Here is a 15,410-nt window from a genome sequence, read left to right as displayed (position 1 = left end):
AACCGCCCCTGAATTACCCGTAGAGAAGAAGCCAGCCGACAAGCCCTATCATCGTGCCCATGGAAAGGTAGGTGACCAGATGATACCGCAACAGGCCATCAATATGCAGGATCAGAAAGACCAGCCGCAGCAGGGCGGCGGACACCGCACCGATGAACAGGCAGATGAGCCAGGCCGGAAAATACGCACCGGCCAGAGGAAAACTCGGTGCCCCGATCCCGGCACAACCCTGCAAGGGCACCATGAGCAGGGCCAGCCCCCACCTTGGGGCTCCATGAGCCCTGAAAGAAAATACTCCGGGCAGCTTCATGCACGCTCCTGTTTCCAGCTACGGGGACAACACACAGCCCTGAAGGGCCTGCCCCCGTACATACGGAAACACCTGCCCTCACAAAGCATCTGACCAACCAGACCACTCATCTTTTTTACACATCGAAGCGCCCGACGATACGGGAGCATGACCCCTTTTTTCAAACGAATTGAGACAACCAGCATCTCAATCCCTATAAAGTAACATTTAACAACCTGAAAAATGTTTCAGATTACCTATCCTCCCGCAGGGTCTTCCCGCAAGTGACCTTTTTAAGGCCGTGCATCCCCCGTCCTGTACAGCAGAAGGTAAAGCCGTGCCCCAAGGGCAAAGGCCGTCACACCCAGCCCGGCCGCAAGGCCGATCCATAGCCCCTCCACACCATAGCCCTGGTGGAAAGCCAGCCAGTACCCCAGACCGATCCCCACGACACCATAACTCACGATACTGATCACCATCGGAACAAAGGTATCCCCACAGCCCCGCAACGCCCCGTTGCAGACAGCCTGCACCCCGTCGACAATCTGGAAAATTCCGGCAATCTTCAGCAGCAGGACGGTAGTGGCGAACGTACCGGCATCCGGTGGTCCACCAGTATAATAGAGGCGGGCGATCCAACCCGGCAGCAGCATGAGGACAAGGCCCGTCAGAATGGTCCAGGCCAGCACCAGCAACAGGGCACCGCTGGAAGCCCGACAGGCTTCTGCCCTCTTCCGGGCCCCCCGCCAGTAAGCCACCCGTACGTTCGCCGCCTGCCCGATGGCCAGACACACCATGAAAAGCAAAGAAATCGTGTTCAGTGCAACCTGATGCGCTGCAAGGCTGCGTGTCCCCAATCGCCCCGCATTGAGAGTCGTGATCTGGAACAGCAGCAGCTCGGAGGCTGCCGTGACCATCATGGGCAGACCCAGCACCAGCAGTTCCCTGAAGAGCGGCCAGTGGACCCTCGCAGGCTTCAGCAGGTGCCGGAGCTGTGGCCGCCCGAGACAGAGAAGCAGCAGGACGAGGCTCATGGCCCAGCCCGTCAGCATCGTGGCATGAGCGGATCCGAACAGCCCATAGGCTGGCAGGCCGGACCAGCCATGAATCAGGGCCGCATTGAGCACCCCATTGCACAGGGCCATGGCTGGCATCGTCCACAACAGCAGGGATTCCGCTCCCAGGGATGGCAGAGCCACACGACACAGGCCAAGCAGAACCAGATTGGGCCACAGGGCATAGAGCAGCACATTGATGAACTGCCCTCCCTGCCTGGTCACCATCTCCGGCTCCCCCATCAGGCTGAAAATACCGCTGGAACAGAGAAGAAGGAGCAGACAGGGAATAAACGCCACCATGCCCAGCACGACCCCTGCACTGATGATGCTGCGCCTGTCATGCCCGCCCCCATGGCCATGCTCCACACCACCACGGGCATGGGACAGCAACACGCCGACTCCACCAAGCACGGCCTGAAAGGAGATCATCGTCGTGAAAAAGAAATTGTTGGAAATTCCCCCGATGGCGACTGCATCCACCCCCAGGCTGCCCAGCAGAACGGTATCCGTCACCGCCATGGCCATCTCCGAAAGCTGGGACAGCGCAAGAGGCAGACCAACCTGCACAAGAGTGCGGATATGGGTCGGCATCCCCACAATCTGGGGGCCCTGTTTCATACGTGATGCAGACATGAGACCGTCTCTATCGCATATAAAGCAAAGTGCAAATTCTAAAAATAAATTCCCCTGTTGCACCAAACGCATCTCTGTCGCATTGAACAGACATGAGCACGCAGAAGAGCAATACAGCCCCCATCTCCCCCCGGCCCGGCCTGAGGCTTCACAACAGCCATCAGCGCACCACTGTTCCCTTCACCCCCGATGATGCCAGCAATGTCCGCCTCTATTTCTGCGGGCCAACCGTGTATGACCGGGTCCATCTCGGCAATCTGCGCTCCATGCTGAGTGCAGACGTGCTTGTCCGGCTGCTCAAGGCGCTCTACCCACAGGTTACCTACGTTCGCAACATTACCGACATTGACGACAAGATCATCCAGCGGGCACGGGAGAATGATGAAGACATCTCCCATCTGACAGAACGGACCACGAAAGACTTCCACGACGATCTTGCTGCCCTGAACATCCTGCCTCCCACTGTGGAACCCAGAGCCACCCAGCACATTCCCGACATGCTGGAGATGATCGGCCGCCTCATCACGCAGGGCCATGCCTATGAGACGGAGGGGCATGTTCTCTTCGACGTCACATCATTCCCCAGTTACGGGGCCCTGTCGGGCCGCTCGCTGGAGGACATGCTGGCCGGTGCCCGGGTGGACGTGGCCGACTACAAACGCAACCCTGGCGATTTCGTCCTCTGGAAACCTTCCCGCAACGATGAGCCGGGCTGGGACAGCCCATATGGCCGTGGCCGCCCCGGCTGGCACATTGAATGCTCTGCCATGGCAGAACGCTATCTCGGGGAGAGTTTCGACATTCACGGCGGTGGAAACGACCTGCTTTTTCCCCACCACGAGAATGAACGGGCACAATCCCTCTGCTGCTATCCGCATGGCCATTTCGCCCGGCACTGGGTCCATACCGGGATGCTGCTCTCCAATGGTGAGAAGATGTCCAAATCCCTGGGCAACTTCCATACCATCCATGAAGTGCTGGAGCGTACTCCAGCCGAGGCCCTGCGGCTGCTCTTTCTTGGCTCCCATTACCGCTCCACGCTGGACTTCACATGGGAGAAGCTGGACGAAGCCCGCCGCATCATGGACCGATTCTACCGGGCGCTGGAGAAAACGCCACCAGCCAGCACGGACAGCATTCCGGCCGACATTCTGGAAGCCCTGTGTGACGACCTCAACACGCCGCTGGCCCTCAGCGCTCTCCACCGTTACGCCGATGCTGCGCTGGAAGGCCAGCAGAGTGCTGCGAACCACCTCTGGGCCGGCGGGCAGCTGCTTGGGCTGTTCACCATGAAACCGGCAGACTGGTTCCAGGGAGGGACAGACCTTGACCCCGCCACCATTGAAGCCCTGATTGAAAAACGTCTGGCCGCCCGCAAGGCCCGTGACTTTGCACTAGCCGACCAGATACGCAACGACCTGGCAGAACAGGGCATCCTTCTGGAAGATGGACCTGCCGGCACAACATGGCGGAAAGGATAAGTCATCCCATGACAGGCCGTAATGGTGGAGCTGATCTGGCTCCGCCCGCTCCCTTTGACCCCGTCGTCATCCTTGTCCGCCCGCAGCTGGCTGAAAATATCGGGACCACCGCCCGGGCCATGGCCAATGGCGGGCTGTTCCATCTCCGCCTCGTGGCCCCCCGTGACGGCTGGCCGCAGCCCCGGGCCTGGTATGCCTCCTCCGGTGCCGACCGCATCCTTGAAGAGGCCACGGTCTTCGAGACGGTGGATGACGCCATCGCCGACCTCCACCGTGTTTTTGCCACCTGTCCACGCCCCCGCCACATCATCAAACCGGTCATGACAGCCCGTGGAGCAGCAGCAGAACTGCGGGCCACCAGCAGCCGGAAGCTGAAAAGCGGCATCCTCTTCGGTCCCGAACGGGCAGGGCTGGACAATGAGGACATGGCCCGGGCGGACACACTCATCCGCTATCCGCTCAATCCCCGCTTCATGTCGCTGAATCTGGCCCAGGCGGTGCTGGTCATGGCCTATGAGTGGTACCTGACCGAGGATACCGTGCCGGAACAGTATCTCATGACCAACGAGACGCATGTGGCAACCAAGGGCGAGGTGGAAAATTTCATGACCCACCTGCTGCGGGATCTCGATGAGTGCGGTTTCCTCCACCACAAGCAGAAAAGGCCGGGCATGATCCGCAACCTGCGCCATCTTTTCGCCCGTGGAGAGGTAACGGAACAGGAACTGCGGACACTGCATGGTGTCGTCAGCGAACTCTCACGGGCCCGGAAAATCCGCCATATGAAATGACCCGTCCCAGCCTGCCCGGCCAGATTCCGGGCAGGCAGCATCCCCATCCCTCCATCCTGCCATAGGCTCCCCATGCATCTGAAACTGCCAGAAACCCTGCTCCACCAGCATAAGACGGCACCACAGACACCGGGTCTGAGCCTTCTCTCGCAGGACAACATCCTGAACATCGTCACGCGCAGGAAAACAAAGGGCCGCCTGCTGGGAGACATGTATCACAACTGTCTGACCATGGGGTGGCTGCCCTTCTTTGCCACGATGACAGCCGCCTATCTGCTGCTCAACCTGCTGTTCAGCGTCGGTTTCTATCTCGTGCCGCATGGGCTGAGCAACGTGCACAGTGGAAATTTCTGGGGAGACTTCTTCTTCAGCGCCCAGACCCTCTCCACAGTCGGATATGGATATATCTATCCCCAGAGCCCAGCGGCCAATGCACTCGCCACGTTCGAGATGCTGGTGGGGGTCATCTCGACCGCCATCATCACCGGGCTTGTCTTCGCCCGTTTTTCACGCCCGCAGGCCAGGGTCCTGTTCAGCAGCATCGTCACGATCTTCCAGGAGGGGGAGAATCTCAAACTCAATTTCCGGCTGGGAAACCTGCGCAATACACCGTTGATGAATACCAGCGTGGAGGCCATTCTGGCCCGTACGCGATGCGACGAAAATGGCCATACCTCGCTCCAGCTGGAAATACTGCCACTGGTTTACAACCATTTCCCGGTTTTTCCGGTCAGCCTCTCCTTCACCCACCACATCACGGAAAGCAGTCCACTCCACGGGCTGGACAAAGCCACCCTTGAGGAACAACAGGCCCGCATTTTCCTCATCTTCAATGCCACCGATCCCGTTTCAGCGCAGGATGTCTTCGCCCACCATACCTACATGGCACAGGACATGCTCTACGGGGCACGCTTCGTCAGCCTTCTGAGAGCCTCCGGACAGGGCCTGATGGAAGTGGATTTCAGCCTCTTCCACACGACATCTCCAGACCCGCTGCCCGCCAGGGATGAGGAGCCCATCACCGTGACAGATGAGACCTCTGCCGGGACAGACTGACAGGCAGCCCGCCCCGGTCTCATCAGGTCAATGCTGCATGGCATCCTGCAGACGGTGCAGGACCCGCTCCCGCCCCATGAGCGGCAGAAGGGCTGCCAGTTCAGGCCCGGCATCCTCGCCTGTCAGGGCCAGACGCAGGGGCAGGAAGAGCCTCTTCCCCTTGCGGCCGGTTTCACTCTTCAGCACGTCAGTCCAACGCTTCCAGACCGTCCCATCCCACGGTCCTTCCGGCAGGAGACGGGCTGCTTCCTGAAGAAACCCTGCCTCTTCAGGCTGGGACGGAGCCACGATGTCCCCCTTCACGACAGACCACCAGTGAGCGATCTCCACGGCCAGATCAATATTGCCCCGGATGGCCAGCCAGAAGGCCTCATCGGCCCCTTCCGGCAGGTGGGGCCGTATCTCTTCATAGGACATGCCATGCAGGACACGGCGGTTCAGCCCCAGCAGCTGCGGAACATCGAACCGGGCCGCTGACCGGGACACATGGCCGATGTCATAGCCGCGCACGATCTCATCCATGCTGGAGGCGGCCTGCGGGTCATCCGAACTGCCCAGACGGGCCAGATAGGCCACGAGGGCACGGGGCTCGATCCCGTCATTACGCAGTGTGGAAAGGGCCAGCCCGCCCAGACGCTTGGACAGCTTGCCACCATCCTGCCCCAGCAGCAGCGGCAGATGCCCGAAGGTGAAACGTCCCTCCTTCGCCCCAAGGGCCTCGGCGAGGTCAAGCTGCACGCCCGTGTTGGTCACATGGTCCTCACCCCGCAGGATGTGGGTGATGCCCATGTCCAGATCATCAATCACCGAGGCCAGCGTGTAGAGGATGCTGCCATCCGCCCGCACCAGAACAGGATCGGAAACGGCGGTCAGCTTCACATGGCAGTCCCCCATCACGAGGTCAGTCCAGCGACGGGTGGCCCCGCTCAGCTTGAAACGCCAGTACGGCACCTTGCCGTTGGCCTCTGCCCGGGCACGCTGCTCGGCCGTCATTTTCAGCATGCCACGGTCATAGAGCGGCGGCTTGCCGGCCCGCAGACGCTGCTCCCGCTTGTATTTCAGCTCCAGCTCACTCTCAAAGCAGGGATAGAGCCGCCCCGTTTCCTTGAGGTGCTCGATCACCTCCTCATACCGGGCAAGACGTTCCGACTGGCGGGCGTACTCGTCCCAGTCCAGCCCCAGCCAGGTCAGGTCCCGGCGGATGGCTTCCTCATAGGCACTGTTGCCACGCTGCGTATCCGTATCATCCATCCGCAGCAGGAACCGGCCACCATGCCGACGGGCGAACAGCCAGTTCGCCACGGCAAGACGGGCATTGCCAACATGAAGATGCCCTGTTGGTGAAGGGGCAAAACGTACTTTCATACCGTACTCTGTTCTCACTCTCTCATGGGACGCATGGCTGCAGGACCGGTTCCCGGTCCCTTACTGCTGCCCGTCCTGACGGCGGCGGATGACCTCCGCCACGAAGGCCTCATCATCATCCTGACCGTCCTCATCAGGCGGTCCGGCCAGCTCCTCGTCACTCACGAGGCGGCGGGGGTCCAGTGCCCGCCAGTCACGTTCCATCGGCGTGGCCGGGCTGGAAACGAAATCATCCAGTTCCGTGCTGGACTTCCATCCGTCTTCCCCAGCATCCACGACCTCGGCATTCTCGCCAAAAGCAAACCAGCTCTGCAACACATCCCGATCCGCCGCACCGGGGACACGGCACCGCTCGATGCTGTCCCGCACATAGGCCCGGGCAAAGGCGTTGGCATGGGCGAGGTCGAAGAAGCCCTTCACCTCTTCCACCACATCATCGTCACCCTCACTGGCGCCGGACTGATCCAGAATACGGACAACCCAACCGGCTTCATCCTGCTTCATGGTTGCCTCGGCCTCTGCCTGCACGGCTTCCTCAGTACTCTGCCCGCTTTCTCCGCCCCGGATTCCATTGATGAAAGCCCGTCTGGCTTCTTTATCCTCGTCATTCATCATCCGGCCCTTTCCTGAATTTTCTGAAGAAGGAACTCACGCCCGATCTTCACCCTCGGCTCACCGTCGTAGGAAACGATGTCAGCCGTGGCGTAGGTTTCTGACCAACGATCCGGCAGGAACGACCCCGTCCCCACAATGTCGATCGGTGCAGAAGCATCATGCATGGCCATGCATTTGGAAATACCGAACCCGGACGAAACGACAATTTTCACCTTCGGAAAACCTGCCTCATCCAACGCTTCCCGCATCCGCCAGATGGCGGCCGCAGAAACGCCCGTCCCTACCAGATAGCGCAGCTCCTTTTCCGACCGGTAGCGGCGGATGGTGCCTGGCGTGTTCCGCTCCAGCACCTCATAGGAACGCTGCGGGTCCAGCCCTTCGAGGAAGCGCCCTCCGTGCGTGTCCAGCCGCACACTCAACTCACCTGCGGCGGCCCTTTCCGGAAAGCGGCGACAGACTTCCAGCATGTCCGTCACTTCCTGCCCAAAATAGTCCACCAGCACAGTCAAAGGTTCATCAGGGAAACGCTCCACATACATTTCCGCCGCCCGCAGGGTAGACCCGGCATAACCGATGAAGGCATGAGGCATGGTCCCCAATCCACGCTCCTGCCCGAAAAAACGGGCCGTGGCATGGTTGGCATTGCCGATGAAGCCCACGGCCCCTTCCGCCTGTGCCGCCCGTGACCCCACGGCAGCAGCATAGGCCATCAGCTCCTGCATCTCACCACCGGCACAGTGACGGGCATCCATCGCCAGAAAAGGCACCTTCGGCAGGGCAAGGGCCATCTGGTAGGCGTTATGAGCTGCCACGCAGGCAGCACCCGTCTTCTGGAGCAGCAACGTCTCCAACGGCGCCAGCGCAACAAGCGACCCTGTCAGATAGAAGAGCGGATCCCCTGCTCCGACCCATGTACCTTCTGGATGCACCTCCGTGATCCTGACGGAAAAACCCTGATGACGGGCGACATTCTGCACCCATTGCAGGGCCAGCCCATAGGCCGCCACGACTGGACGGCGGACGAACACGGCATAGGTGACCTCACAATCGCCAAACTGGCTGACGATGTCCCGCATCCGCAGGAAATAGGCATCCGTCCGTCCCTCGATCTGCGGCGCATCCAACGCCTCCTGCGGGCTGCGGGCCTGCTCGAGAGTCTGTTTCCAACTCATCACGCTGTCTCCCCTGACAGAACTGGGCCGATCCTGCGCTTACGGCCGGGCGGACACCTTCAGCGTTTTCCGAAAATACGCTTCAGCCGGTCTGAAAGCTGAAAGGCGATCTCCAGAGACTGCTCGGCATTCAGCCGCGGGTCACAGAATGTCGTGTACCGGGTCGGCAGATCGGCATCCGTCAGACACCGGGGACCACCCGTACATTCCGTCACGTCGCTGCCGGTCATCTCAAGATGGATACCACCGGGCACCACACCGGCCTGCTCGAACACATCAAGGAAGCCCATGATCTCGTCCAGAACATGCTCGAAAGCACGGGTCTTGTATTTGTTGGACGACGTGGTGGTGTTGCCGTGCATGGGGTCACATATCCATGTCACGGTCCGGCCTGTCCTGCGCACGGCCTCCAGCAGCGGGGGCAGGAGCTCACGCACCTTGCTGTGACCCATGCGGGAAATGAGCGTGATGCGGCCTGCTTCATCCTGCGGATTAAGGATTTCCAGAAGTTTCTGAAGGTCCTCAATGGTCGTGGTCGGCCCGACCTTGATGCCGATCGGGTTGTCCACCCCACGCAGGAACTCCACATGCGCCCCCTCCGGCTGGCGGGTACGGTCGCCAATCCAGAGGAAATGGGCCGACAGGCCATAATGGCGGCCTGTCACCTCATCCACACGGGCCAGAGCCTGCTCATACGGCAGGAGCAGGGCCTCATGAGAGGTATAGAACTCCACCTCGTCGTAATGCGGGGCATTGTCCTCCACGCCACAGGCTTTCATGAAGGCCAGCGTATCCTCCACCTGGGAGGCCAGCTGCTCATAACGCTCACCCTGCGGGGAGTTGCGGACATAGTCCAGATTCCAGCGATGGATGTCATGCAGATTGGCAAACCCGCCCCGGGAATAGGCCCGCAGCAGGTTCAGCACGCCTGCCGCCTGAAAATAGCCCATCTCCATACGGGCCGGGTCCGGCCTGCGGGCCTCGGCAGTGAATTCCGGACTATTGACATTGTCACCACGGTAGCAGGGCAGCTCCACGCCATCCCGCTTCTCCACATCGGAAGAACGGGGCTTGGCATACTGCCCGGCCATGCGCCCGATCTTCACGACCGGAACCTTGGCGGAGAAGGTCAGGATGGCAGCCATCTGCAACAGGACACGGAACGTATCCCGGATGATGTCCCCGGTGAACTCCCCGAAACTTTCGGCACAAGGCCCTCCCTGAAGAACGAAGGCCTCCCCGCGGGAGGCAGCCGCCAGACGCTCTTTCAGGCGGCGGGCCTCCCCGCCAAAAACGAGCGGCGGATAGCGATGCAGACGTTCTTCCACTGCGGCAAGGGCTGCCCCATCCTCATAGGTCGGGGCCTGACGGATCGGACGCAGGCGCCAGCTGGCCGGTGACCATTGTGTCGTGCTGCTGTGCCCGTCTGACTGCTGCATCTTGTTCTCCTGCGACAAGGGAAGCGACCCTGCTCATGGGATGGGCCGCCCGTAACGTAATGGTTGGAGCTGTCATTCCAGTGGGTGATTTTATGACCGAAATGCCCGCTGAATGGTAGAGGAGGCCGCAAAATATTCAACCCGGCTCCTTTCGCCCATGCGGCCATGCCATGACCGCCCTGCGGTTCCTTCATCATTTTACCCTGAAAAGACTTGATCATCCCGCCGCCTGAAAGGATATATGGGGGAAGGAAGTACTTCCCATCTACGCAGGAACAGAACACACATGGCTTCGCCTTTTCATTCAGTCTCCAGATGCCTGACAGCCGTGACGGCTGCCCTCGGTCTTGCGGCTCTTGTTCCGGCTGCTATGCCGGGTGCCATGGCCCAGACGGTCCACTTCAGCACCCCCTATCAGGACAACCCCGCCACTACCTCCTCAAAACAGGCTGCCCAGCAGGCACAGAAAAACGCCGTGAAAGGTGGTGAGCACTTCCGTGCCCGGGGGCATCGTCCGCCGCCGCCGGGCTATCAGGATGTTCCCTCCACGGAGTTCGAAAATGGCCCGGACCCGGAGCACGAGGCCCATCTCCGCTCCAACCGTGATGCTGTCACGGGCAGCAATCTCGGCAAATTCGGCAGCTCCTATCAGGATACCAACCCCATCCAGAGTGGCCAGGTGGGTGACGCTACCGGCAATGGCTGGGTCGCCCCGCGCGGCAATGGTTTCTGAGGGGAAAAGCGACCTGTAAACGGTCAGCCCGCCCCCGGAAAAGCCCCGTCTCCCCACTGGGAGACGGGGCTTTTTTTCATCCTGCCCCCAGTACCTGCCCTGCTGCGGCGCCATACCCCCTGAGAAAGAACGTCCGGCTTGTCTGATACTCAAAGCGGATGATCCTGAGGCAGCCTATCCCGGCAGCAAGGTCCCGCCGGCGGGACAGCCCTCTACTGCCATGGAAGACAGTTTCCAGATGGGCCTGTTCCTGCGTGAACTCTTCCACCGTCATCGGGTTGCTTTCCTGCCCCTGTTCAGTCAGATGGATGATGTCCCGGACCATATGCTCCCCGGCGGCCAGGGCACTTGGGGGCAGACGCCCGAGCGCAACAAGGTCCCGCAGGGTCAACAGGTTCCGCCCGACCGTCATGACGGCCAGCGTGCCACGAATCATGCTGTCAACCTCATCCTGCGGGATCTGGCCCGCAAAACGGATGATCTGCTCCATCCGCAGGGTTGTCTCGTTGGTCCAGAGCCGTTGGGTCTGGGCCCGTCCCCGCAGGGGCTCTTTCAGCTTCTGAATCTCCTTGACCAGCTGCCGCCGCAACTGTGCCCATGCCTGTGTCACGGAGAAAGGCAGAACCGTGCGGAACACCTGCACACCGCTCCACAAGGCAAGCAACAGGGCAAGTGACTGGTTGAACCATGTCACCTCATCCACCCTGGCCTGATTGTCCAGAGTTAGAACCCACGGAAAGAAATTGACATAGGACGCTGCAACCCCTGCCAGAGCGGGTATACGCAGTGCCAGCCCCCCGAGGAACATCAGCACGGCAACCGGTATGGCGAAAACGGCATAGTCCGACGTGATGGGCATGACCAGGAAAACCGGAATGATGCTGGCCAGTACGGAGCAGACAGCCCCATAGAAGAAATATTTGCTGATCAGGATCATGTTGTTCATGATTGCGAACCGGGCGCACACCACGCTGAGCAGGCTCATGTAAGCCCCCCCATAGGACCATGCCGTCACCTCCCAGACAAAGGCGCCGATCAATATGGCCACGGCAGCCCGGATGGCGTTGATGGTTGCAAGCCGCCCATCCGCCTGACGTTTTATGCGATGGCGTTTCAGGGCGGGCAGTTTCCGCAGACCTGCATAGTGGGACTCCACCGCCGAGCGGAAATCAATGAGCATGATCTCCACCCCTACCCCAACAATACCCTGCTGGAGAGCATCCTCATCATCCCGGGAGAGGCAGCGTTCCAGCTCGTCATGATTTTCCTGGAGCATGGTTTCAAGCTGGCCCAGCCCAGCCATGACATGAGCCGTGTCCTGCCTGAGCAGGGCTGCGATGCCATCCAGCTCCCCGGCGACACGTTCCAGGCCGGCTGCCAGCCGGGCCGGTATGTGCGGTGCTGATGCAAGACGGGAGCGGACCCCCACCCCACGGGCCAGCACGAAGGACACACGCTCCAGCGTCACATAGGCCTGATCCGCCTCTTCGCCTGCATGACGGGAATCAATACGGATGAATTCAAGCTGATCATTGAACCCCTGCAACGAGCCAAGAATGCGGGTCATCTCCGCCACACCCTTCTCGTCCTGACGCAGGATGAGGGCCAGAGCCGCGGCTGTCTGGCTGAGCAGGGCAGCCATACGCTGCTGGAGGTCCGTACGGGCCACCCGGTCTGCCCCCGGCACGGTGACCATTCCTGCCACCATTTCACACACCACACCCAGCAGGATGTAAGACCCGCGGGCCATGGCAATATAGAAGACCTGATCGGGATGTTCCGAAGCACCGACAGCAATGATGGCCCCGGTATAACCGGCCAGAACCATGGCATAACCCCGGAAATTCTCCAGCATGCAGGCCATGCCGGTACACCAGCCAACCCAGCCGGCCAGCAACACAAAGAAAATCCACGGATGCTGCGGGGCTACCGCTATCAGGCTGATGCCTCCCACCATGCCCAGCAGGGTTCCGGCAATGCGCCAGCGCCCTTTGGAAAGGCTCATCCCACGGGAATTCTGCGCCACGATCCAGACCGTCATGGCAGCCCACTGGGGCGATCCCATCTCCATCCAGAAGGCGATGGCAAGCGCCACAAGCGAGGCGATGGTCGTCCGCAGGGAGAACAGAACGGCACTCAGGGTATTCGGCTGTAACTTGAGCCAGTTCATGATCCGCCCTGCCCTCCTGCCAGCCCGTTCAGTGGCGGTCCACCAGACGGGTGGGCGTCCTCATCGTCACGAACTCCTCTGCCGTGCTGGGGTGCAGGGCCACGGTCTGGTCCAGCTGCTTCTTTGTCAGCTTCGCCGTCACGGCAATGGCCAGCATCTGGATGATCTCAGGAGCATCCGGCCCGACCATGTGGGCACCCAGCACCACATCACTGTGGCGGTCCACCACCAGCTTCATCAGTATCTTCCCCGCCCGTTTGGGCAGCGTCTGCCGCATGGGGGTGAAGCGGGACGTATAGATGGCAAGATCATGCGTTTTGGCTGCCTCTTCCTCGCTCATCCCCACGACACCCACGGGGGATGAGAAGAAGACGGCCTTCGGCAGGGTCTCGAAGGACCATGTCCGCCCCTGCGGATTGAAGAGCTGCTCGGCCAGCATGTGACCTTCCGCAATGGCAGTAGGGGTCAGGTTGTACTGATCCCTGACATCCCCGATGGCATAGATGGAGGGCACATTGGTCCTGCCATCCACCCCCGCCACGACATGTCCTTTCTCCACCGCCACACCTGCGGCATCCAGCCCCAGGGAATCCACGGCAGCCCGGCGCCCCGTAGCCATGATGACCGCATCGACCTCGTAAGAGGCCCCGTCATCCATCACCAGACGGACGGCCCTGCCGCCACCAATATCCTCCAGACGGACCGGCGAGGTGCCCGGATGCTGGGTGATGCCATGCAGGTCGATCAGCTCCCTGAGATGCGTACGGACTTCCTCATCAAATCCACGCAGTGGCAGGGGCTGGCGGTAGAACAGGTCCACCTGCGAGCCCATGCCCGCCAGAATCCCGGCGAATTCCACCCCGATATAACCGCCGCCAATGATGGCAACCCTCTGGGGCCGCTCGGGCAGATGGAACAGCTCATCAGAGGTAATGACCAGCTCAGCACCCGGAATATCCAGCCGCACGGGGGTGGAGCCGGGTGCCAGCACGATCTTCCTGGCCCGGATGCGCTGGACCGGAGCCTCCGGTGCCAGAACGGACGGGCCGATCTCCAGCGTATTGGCATCCAGCAGCCGGGCATCACCCGTGTAGAGGTCGATCCCGGCCTTCTCCAGCATGGAGACATAAATGCCATTCAGCCGCTCGATTTCCCGGTCCTTGGCGGCAAGGAAGCCGTACCAGTCAAAGGAGGACGGGCGCTGCACATCCCAGCCGAACGCCGGGGCATCCTCGATCATCCGGCCCGTTTCGGCTGCATAGACCATCAGCTTCTTGGGAACACAGCCCAGATTGACACAGGTACCACCCCAATGTCTGCGCTCGGCAATGCCCACACGGGCACCATTCTGGGCTGCAATGCGGGCGCAGCGCACCCCGCCCGACCCCGCACCGATCACAAAGAGATCATAATCCTGCATAACGTTCCTCCCACCTCTCCCCCTTCAGCCAGGGGAAACAGGCCCTGATTATCGCCACACCTGCATGACCCGTTTCCACCAGATAGCAGAACGGGCAGGCCCGAGGGGCTTCACCGATGCGTGAGGGGCCCCGCCACACATCGCCTACTCATACCCGCTCGAACCTGCCCGCTTACGGGTCCGCTGATTTTACAGCCTCGCCTTTACCGCTCGGCAAAAGCCTTTTCGACCACATAGGAGCCCTGACGGCTCATGTTGCCTTCCTCAAAGCCACGCTCTTCCAGCAGCTTCTGGGTATCGGCCAGCATCTCCGGGGACCCGCAGATCATCACGCGGTCATGCTCGGGGTCCAGCTCGTCAATGTTCAGGTCACGGAAGATGCGCCCGTTATTGATCAGGGCCGTGATGCGCTCCTGCACGGGGAACTCCTCACGGGTGACAGCCGGATAATATTTCAGCTTGGCGGCCACATCCTCACCGAGGAACTCATGTTTGGGCAGGATGTTCGTGATGTAATCACGATAGGCCAGCTCGCCACGCTCACGCACCGTATGGGTGAGGATCACGTTCTCATAACGGTCATAGGCGTCCGGGTCCTTGATGAGGCTCAGGAACGGCGCAAGACCTGTCCCGGTGGAGAGGAAATACAGATTGCGGCCCGGCTTCAGGTTGTCCAGCAGCAGGGTCCCCACCGGCTTGCGGCCGATCAGCACCGTGTCACCCACCTTGACGTGACGCAGGCGGGAGGTCAGCGGGCCATTCTCCACGGCAATGGAGAGGAACTCCATCTGGTCCTCATAGTTGGCGGAAGCAAGAGAATAGGCACGCAGCAGCGGCTTGCCCTCCACCTCGATGCCAATCATCGCAAACTGGCCGTTGGAGAAACGCAGGCCAGGGTCACGAGTCGTTGTAAAGCTGAAAAGGCGGTTCGTCCAGTGATGGACCTGCTGGACCTTGGCCGGATAGAGGTGACCATATTCCTTGGTCGGTTCGGCAAGGCGATACTGGCCCTCATGCCCTTCAAAGGGGACAAGGCCGGTCAACGGCTCATCAATCACGGGTGTGGGGGCGGATTCAGCGGGGTAAGGCGTGCTCATGATCCGTCGTCATCTCCAGAAATGCAAAAATCACATCATGTTCAGTCAACAGGGCACGGCACCACCCGGAGACCGGGGGCACCGACCGGCA

Annotated in this window: 13 protein-coding genes; 4 read left to right on the top strand and 9 right to left on the bottom strand. The window is 60.8% G+C overall.

What is annotated here, in order from left to right; all coding sequences use genetic code 11:
- Nucleotides 1–13: 13 nt before the first annotated feature.
- A complete protein-coding gene (locus tag DTQ13_RS07340) occupies nucleotides 14–310 on the bottom strand; it encodes a YtcA family lipoprotein (RefSeq protein ID WP_081562994.1) in 297 nt (98 codons plus the stop codon).
- A 272-nt stretch (nucleotides 311–582) separates the two neighbouring features.
- Nucleotides 583–1,980: an MATE family efflux transporter gene (locus tag DTQ13_RS07335; protein WP_248460447.1), complete on the bottom strand. Its 1,398-nt coding sequence runs from the start codon at nucleotides 1,978–1,980 to the stop codon at nucleotides 583–585.
- Between the two features lie 92 nt (nucleotides 1,981–2,072).
- Here DTQ13_RS07335 and cysS point away from each other — a divergent pair, with 92 nt between their 5' ends.
- The 3 genes from cysS to DTQ13_RS07320 all read left to right on the top strand — a co-directional run bounded on the left by cysS (nucleotide 2,073) and on the right by DTQ13_RS07320 (nucleotide 5,308).
- A complete protein-coding gene (cysS, locus tag DTQ13_RS07330; RefSeq protein ID WP_248460446.1) occupies nucleotides 2,073–3,461 on the top strand; it encodes a cysteine--tRNA ligase in 1,389 nt (462 codons plus the stop codon).
- A gap of 8 nt (nucleotides 3,462–3,469) precedes the next feature.
- Nucleotides 3,470–4,252, top strand: coding sequence for an RNA methyltransferase (locus tag DTQ13_RS07325; protein WP_248460445.1), 783 nt, complete (start codon nucleotides 3,470–3,472; stop codon nucleotides 4,250–4,252).
- A gap of 72 nt (nucleotides 4,253–4,324) precedes the next feature.
- Complete coding sequence (locus DTQ13_RS07320) at nucleotides 4,325–5,308, top strand: ion channel (RefSeq protein ID WP_103765385.1); 984 nt, start codon at nucleotides 4,325–4,327, stop codon at nucleotides 5,306–5,308.
- Nucleotides 5,309–5,335: 27 nt separating this feature from the next.
- Here the strand turns inward: DTQ13_RS07320 and gltX are convergent, their stop codons facing one another.
- From gltX to DTQ13_RS07300, 4 genes are all read right to left on the bottom strand, one after another.
- Complete coding sequence (gene gltX, locus DTQ13_RS07315; RefSeq protein WP_248460443.1) at nucleotides 5,336–6,673, bottom strand: glutamate--tRNA ligase; 1,338 nt, start codon at nucleotides 6,671–6,673, stop codon at nucleotides 5,336–5,338.
- 60 nt (nucleotides 6,674–6,733) lie between these two features.
- Nucleotides 6,734–7,177, bottom strand: coding sequence for a hypothetical protein (locus DTQ13_RS07310; RefSeq protein ID WP_248461242.1), 444 nt, complete (start codon nucleotides 7,175–7,177; stop codon nucleotides 6,734–6,736).
- A 107-nt stretch (nucleotides 7,178–7,284) separates the two neighbouring features.
- Complete coding sequence (locus tag DTQ13_RS07305; protein WP_043560740.1) at nucleotides 7,285–8,460, bottom strand: nicotinate phosphoribosyltransferase; 1,176 nt, start codon at nucleotides 8,458–8,460, stop codon at nucleotides 7,285–7,287.
- 59 nt (nucleotides 8,461–8,519) lie between these two features.
- Nucleotides 8,520–9,899, bottom strand: coding sequence for a class II 3-deoxy-7-phosphoheptulonate synthase (locus tag DTQ13_RS07300; protein ID WP_043560743.1), 1,380 nt, complete (start codon nucleotides 9,897–9,899; stop codon nucleotides 8,520–8,522).
- A 286-nt stretch (nucleotides 9,900–10,185) separates the two neighbouring features.
- On the opposite strand from DTQ13_RS07300, the gene DTQ13_RS07295 reads away from it, so the two are divergent.
- The gene (locus tag DTQ13_RS07295) at nucleotides 10,186–10,632 is read left to right on the top strand and encodes a hypothetical protein (protein WP_043560745.1); all 447 of its coding nucleotides are present in this window, start codon (nucleotides 10,186–10,188) and stop codon (nucleotides 10,630–10,632) included.
- Between the two features lie 76 nt (nucleotides 10,633–10,708).
- Here the strand turns inward: DTQ13_RS07295 and DTQ13_RS07290 are convergent, their stop codons facing one another.
- The 3 genes from DTQ13_RS07290 to DTQ13_RS07280 all read right to left on the bottom strand — a co-directional run bounded on the left by DTQ13_RS07290 (nucleotide 10,709) and on the right by DTQ13_RS07280 (nucleotide 15,319).
- The gene (locus tag DTQ13_RS07290; RefSeq protein ID WP_086431122.1) at nucleotides 10,709–12,802 is read right to left on the bottom strand and encodes an FUSC family protein; all 2,094 of its coding nucleotides are present in this window, start codon (nucleotides 12,800–12,802) and stop codon (nucleotides 10,709–10,711) included.
- A gap of 28 nt (nucleotides 12,803–12,830) precedes the next feature.
- Nucleotides 12,831–14,222, bottom strand: a complete 1,392-nt coding sequence (gene gorA / locus DTQ13_RS07285; RefSeq protein WP_248460442.1) for a glutathione-disulfide reductase — start codon at nucleotides 14,220–14,222, stop codon at nucleotides 12,831–12,833.
- 203 nt (nucleotides 14,223–14,425) lie between these two features.
- Nucleotides 14,426–15,319 (bottom strand): ferredoxin--NADP reductase, encoded by an 894-nt coding sequence (locus tag DTQ13_RS07280; RefSeq protein ID WP_081562988.1) that lies wholly within the window; start codon nucleotides 15,317–15,319, stop codon nucleotides 14,426–14,428.
- Between the last annotated feature and the right edge of the window lie 91 nt (nucleotides 15,320–15,410).

This window comes from Parasaccharibacter sp. TMW 2.1888 (genome assembly GCF_023167265.1).
In the GTDB taxonomy this organism is placed as follows: Bacteria; Pseudomonadota; Alphaproteobacteria; order Acetobacterales; family Acetobacteraceae; genus Bombella; species Bombella apis.
The sequence above is the reverse complement of the archived record's forward strand: the minus strand, read 5'-3'. Positions and strand labels throughout refer to the sequence as shown.

Excerpts from the sequence above, each read along its gene's own strand:
- DTQ13_RS07340 (WP_081562994.1), bottom strand. The coding sequence starts at position 310 with ATGAAGCTGCCCGGAGTATTTTCTTTCAGGGCTCATGGAGCCCCAAGG.
- DTQ13_RS07335 (WP_248460447.1), bottom strand. The coding sequence starts at position 1,980 with ATGTCTGCATCACGTATGAAACAGGGCCCCCAGATTGTGGGGATGCCG.
- cysS (WP_248460446.1), top strand. The coding sequence starts at position 2,073 with ATGAGCACGCAGAAGAGCAATACAGCCCCCATCTCCCCCCGGCCCGGC.
- DTQ13_RS07325 (WP_248460445.1), top strand. The coding sequence starts at position 3,470 with ATGACAGGCCGTAATGGTGGAGCTGATCTGGCTCCGCCCGCTCCCTTT.
- DTQ13_RS07320 (WP_103765385.1), top strand. The coding sequence starts at position 4,325 with ATGCATCTGAAACTGCCAGAAACCCTGCTCCACCAGCATAAGACGGCA.
- gltX (WP_248460443.1), bottom strand. The coding sequence starts at position 6,673 with ATGAAAGTACGTTTTGCCCCTTCACCAACAGGGCATCTTCATGTTGGC.
- DTQ13_RS07310 (WP_248461242.1), bottom strand. The coding sequence starts at position 7,177 with ATGAAGCAGGATGAAGCCGGTTGGGTTGTCCGTATTCTGGATCAGTCC.
- DTQ13_RS07305 (WP_043560740.1), bottom strand. The coding sequence starts at position 8,460 with ATGAGTTGGAAACAGACTCTCGAGCAGGCCCGCAGCCCGCAGGAGGCG.
- DTQ13_RS07300 (WP_043560743.1), bottom strand. The coding sequence starts at position 9,899 with ATGCAGCAGTCAGACGGGCACAGCAGCACGACACAATGGTCACCGGCC.
- DTQ13_RS07295 (WP_043560745.1), top strand. The coding sequence starts at position 10,186 with ATGGCTTCGCCTTTTCATTCAGTCTCCAGATGCCTGACAGCCGTGACG.
- DTQ13_RS07290 (WP_086431122.1), bottom strand. The coding sequence starts at position 12,802 with ATGAACTGGCTCAAGTTACAGCCGAATACCCTGAGTGCCGTTCTGTTC.
- gorA (WP_248460442.1), bottom strand. The coding sequence starts at position 14,222 with ATGCAGGATTATGATCTCTTTGTGATCGGTGCGGGGTCGGGCGGGGTG.
- DTQ13_RS07280 (WP_081562988.1), bottom strand. The coding sequence starts at position 15,319 with ATGAGCACGCCTTACCCCGCTGAATCCGCCCCCACACCCGTGATTGAT.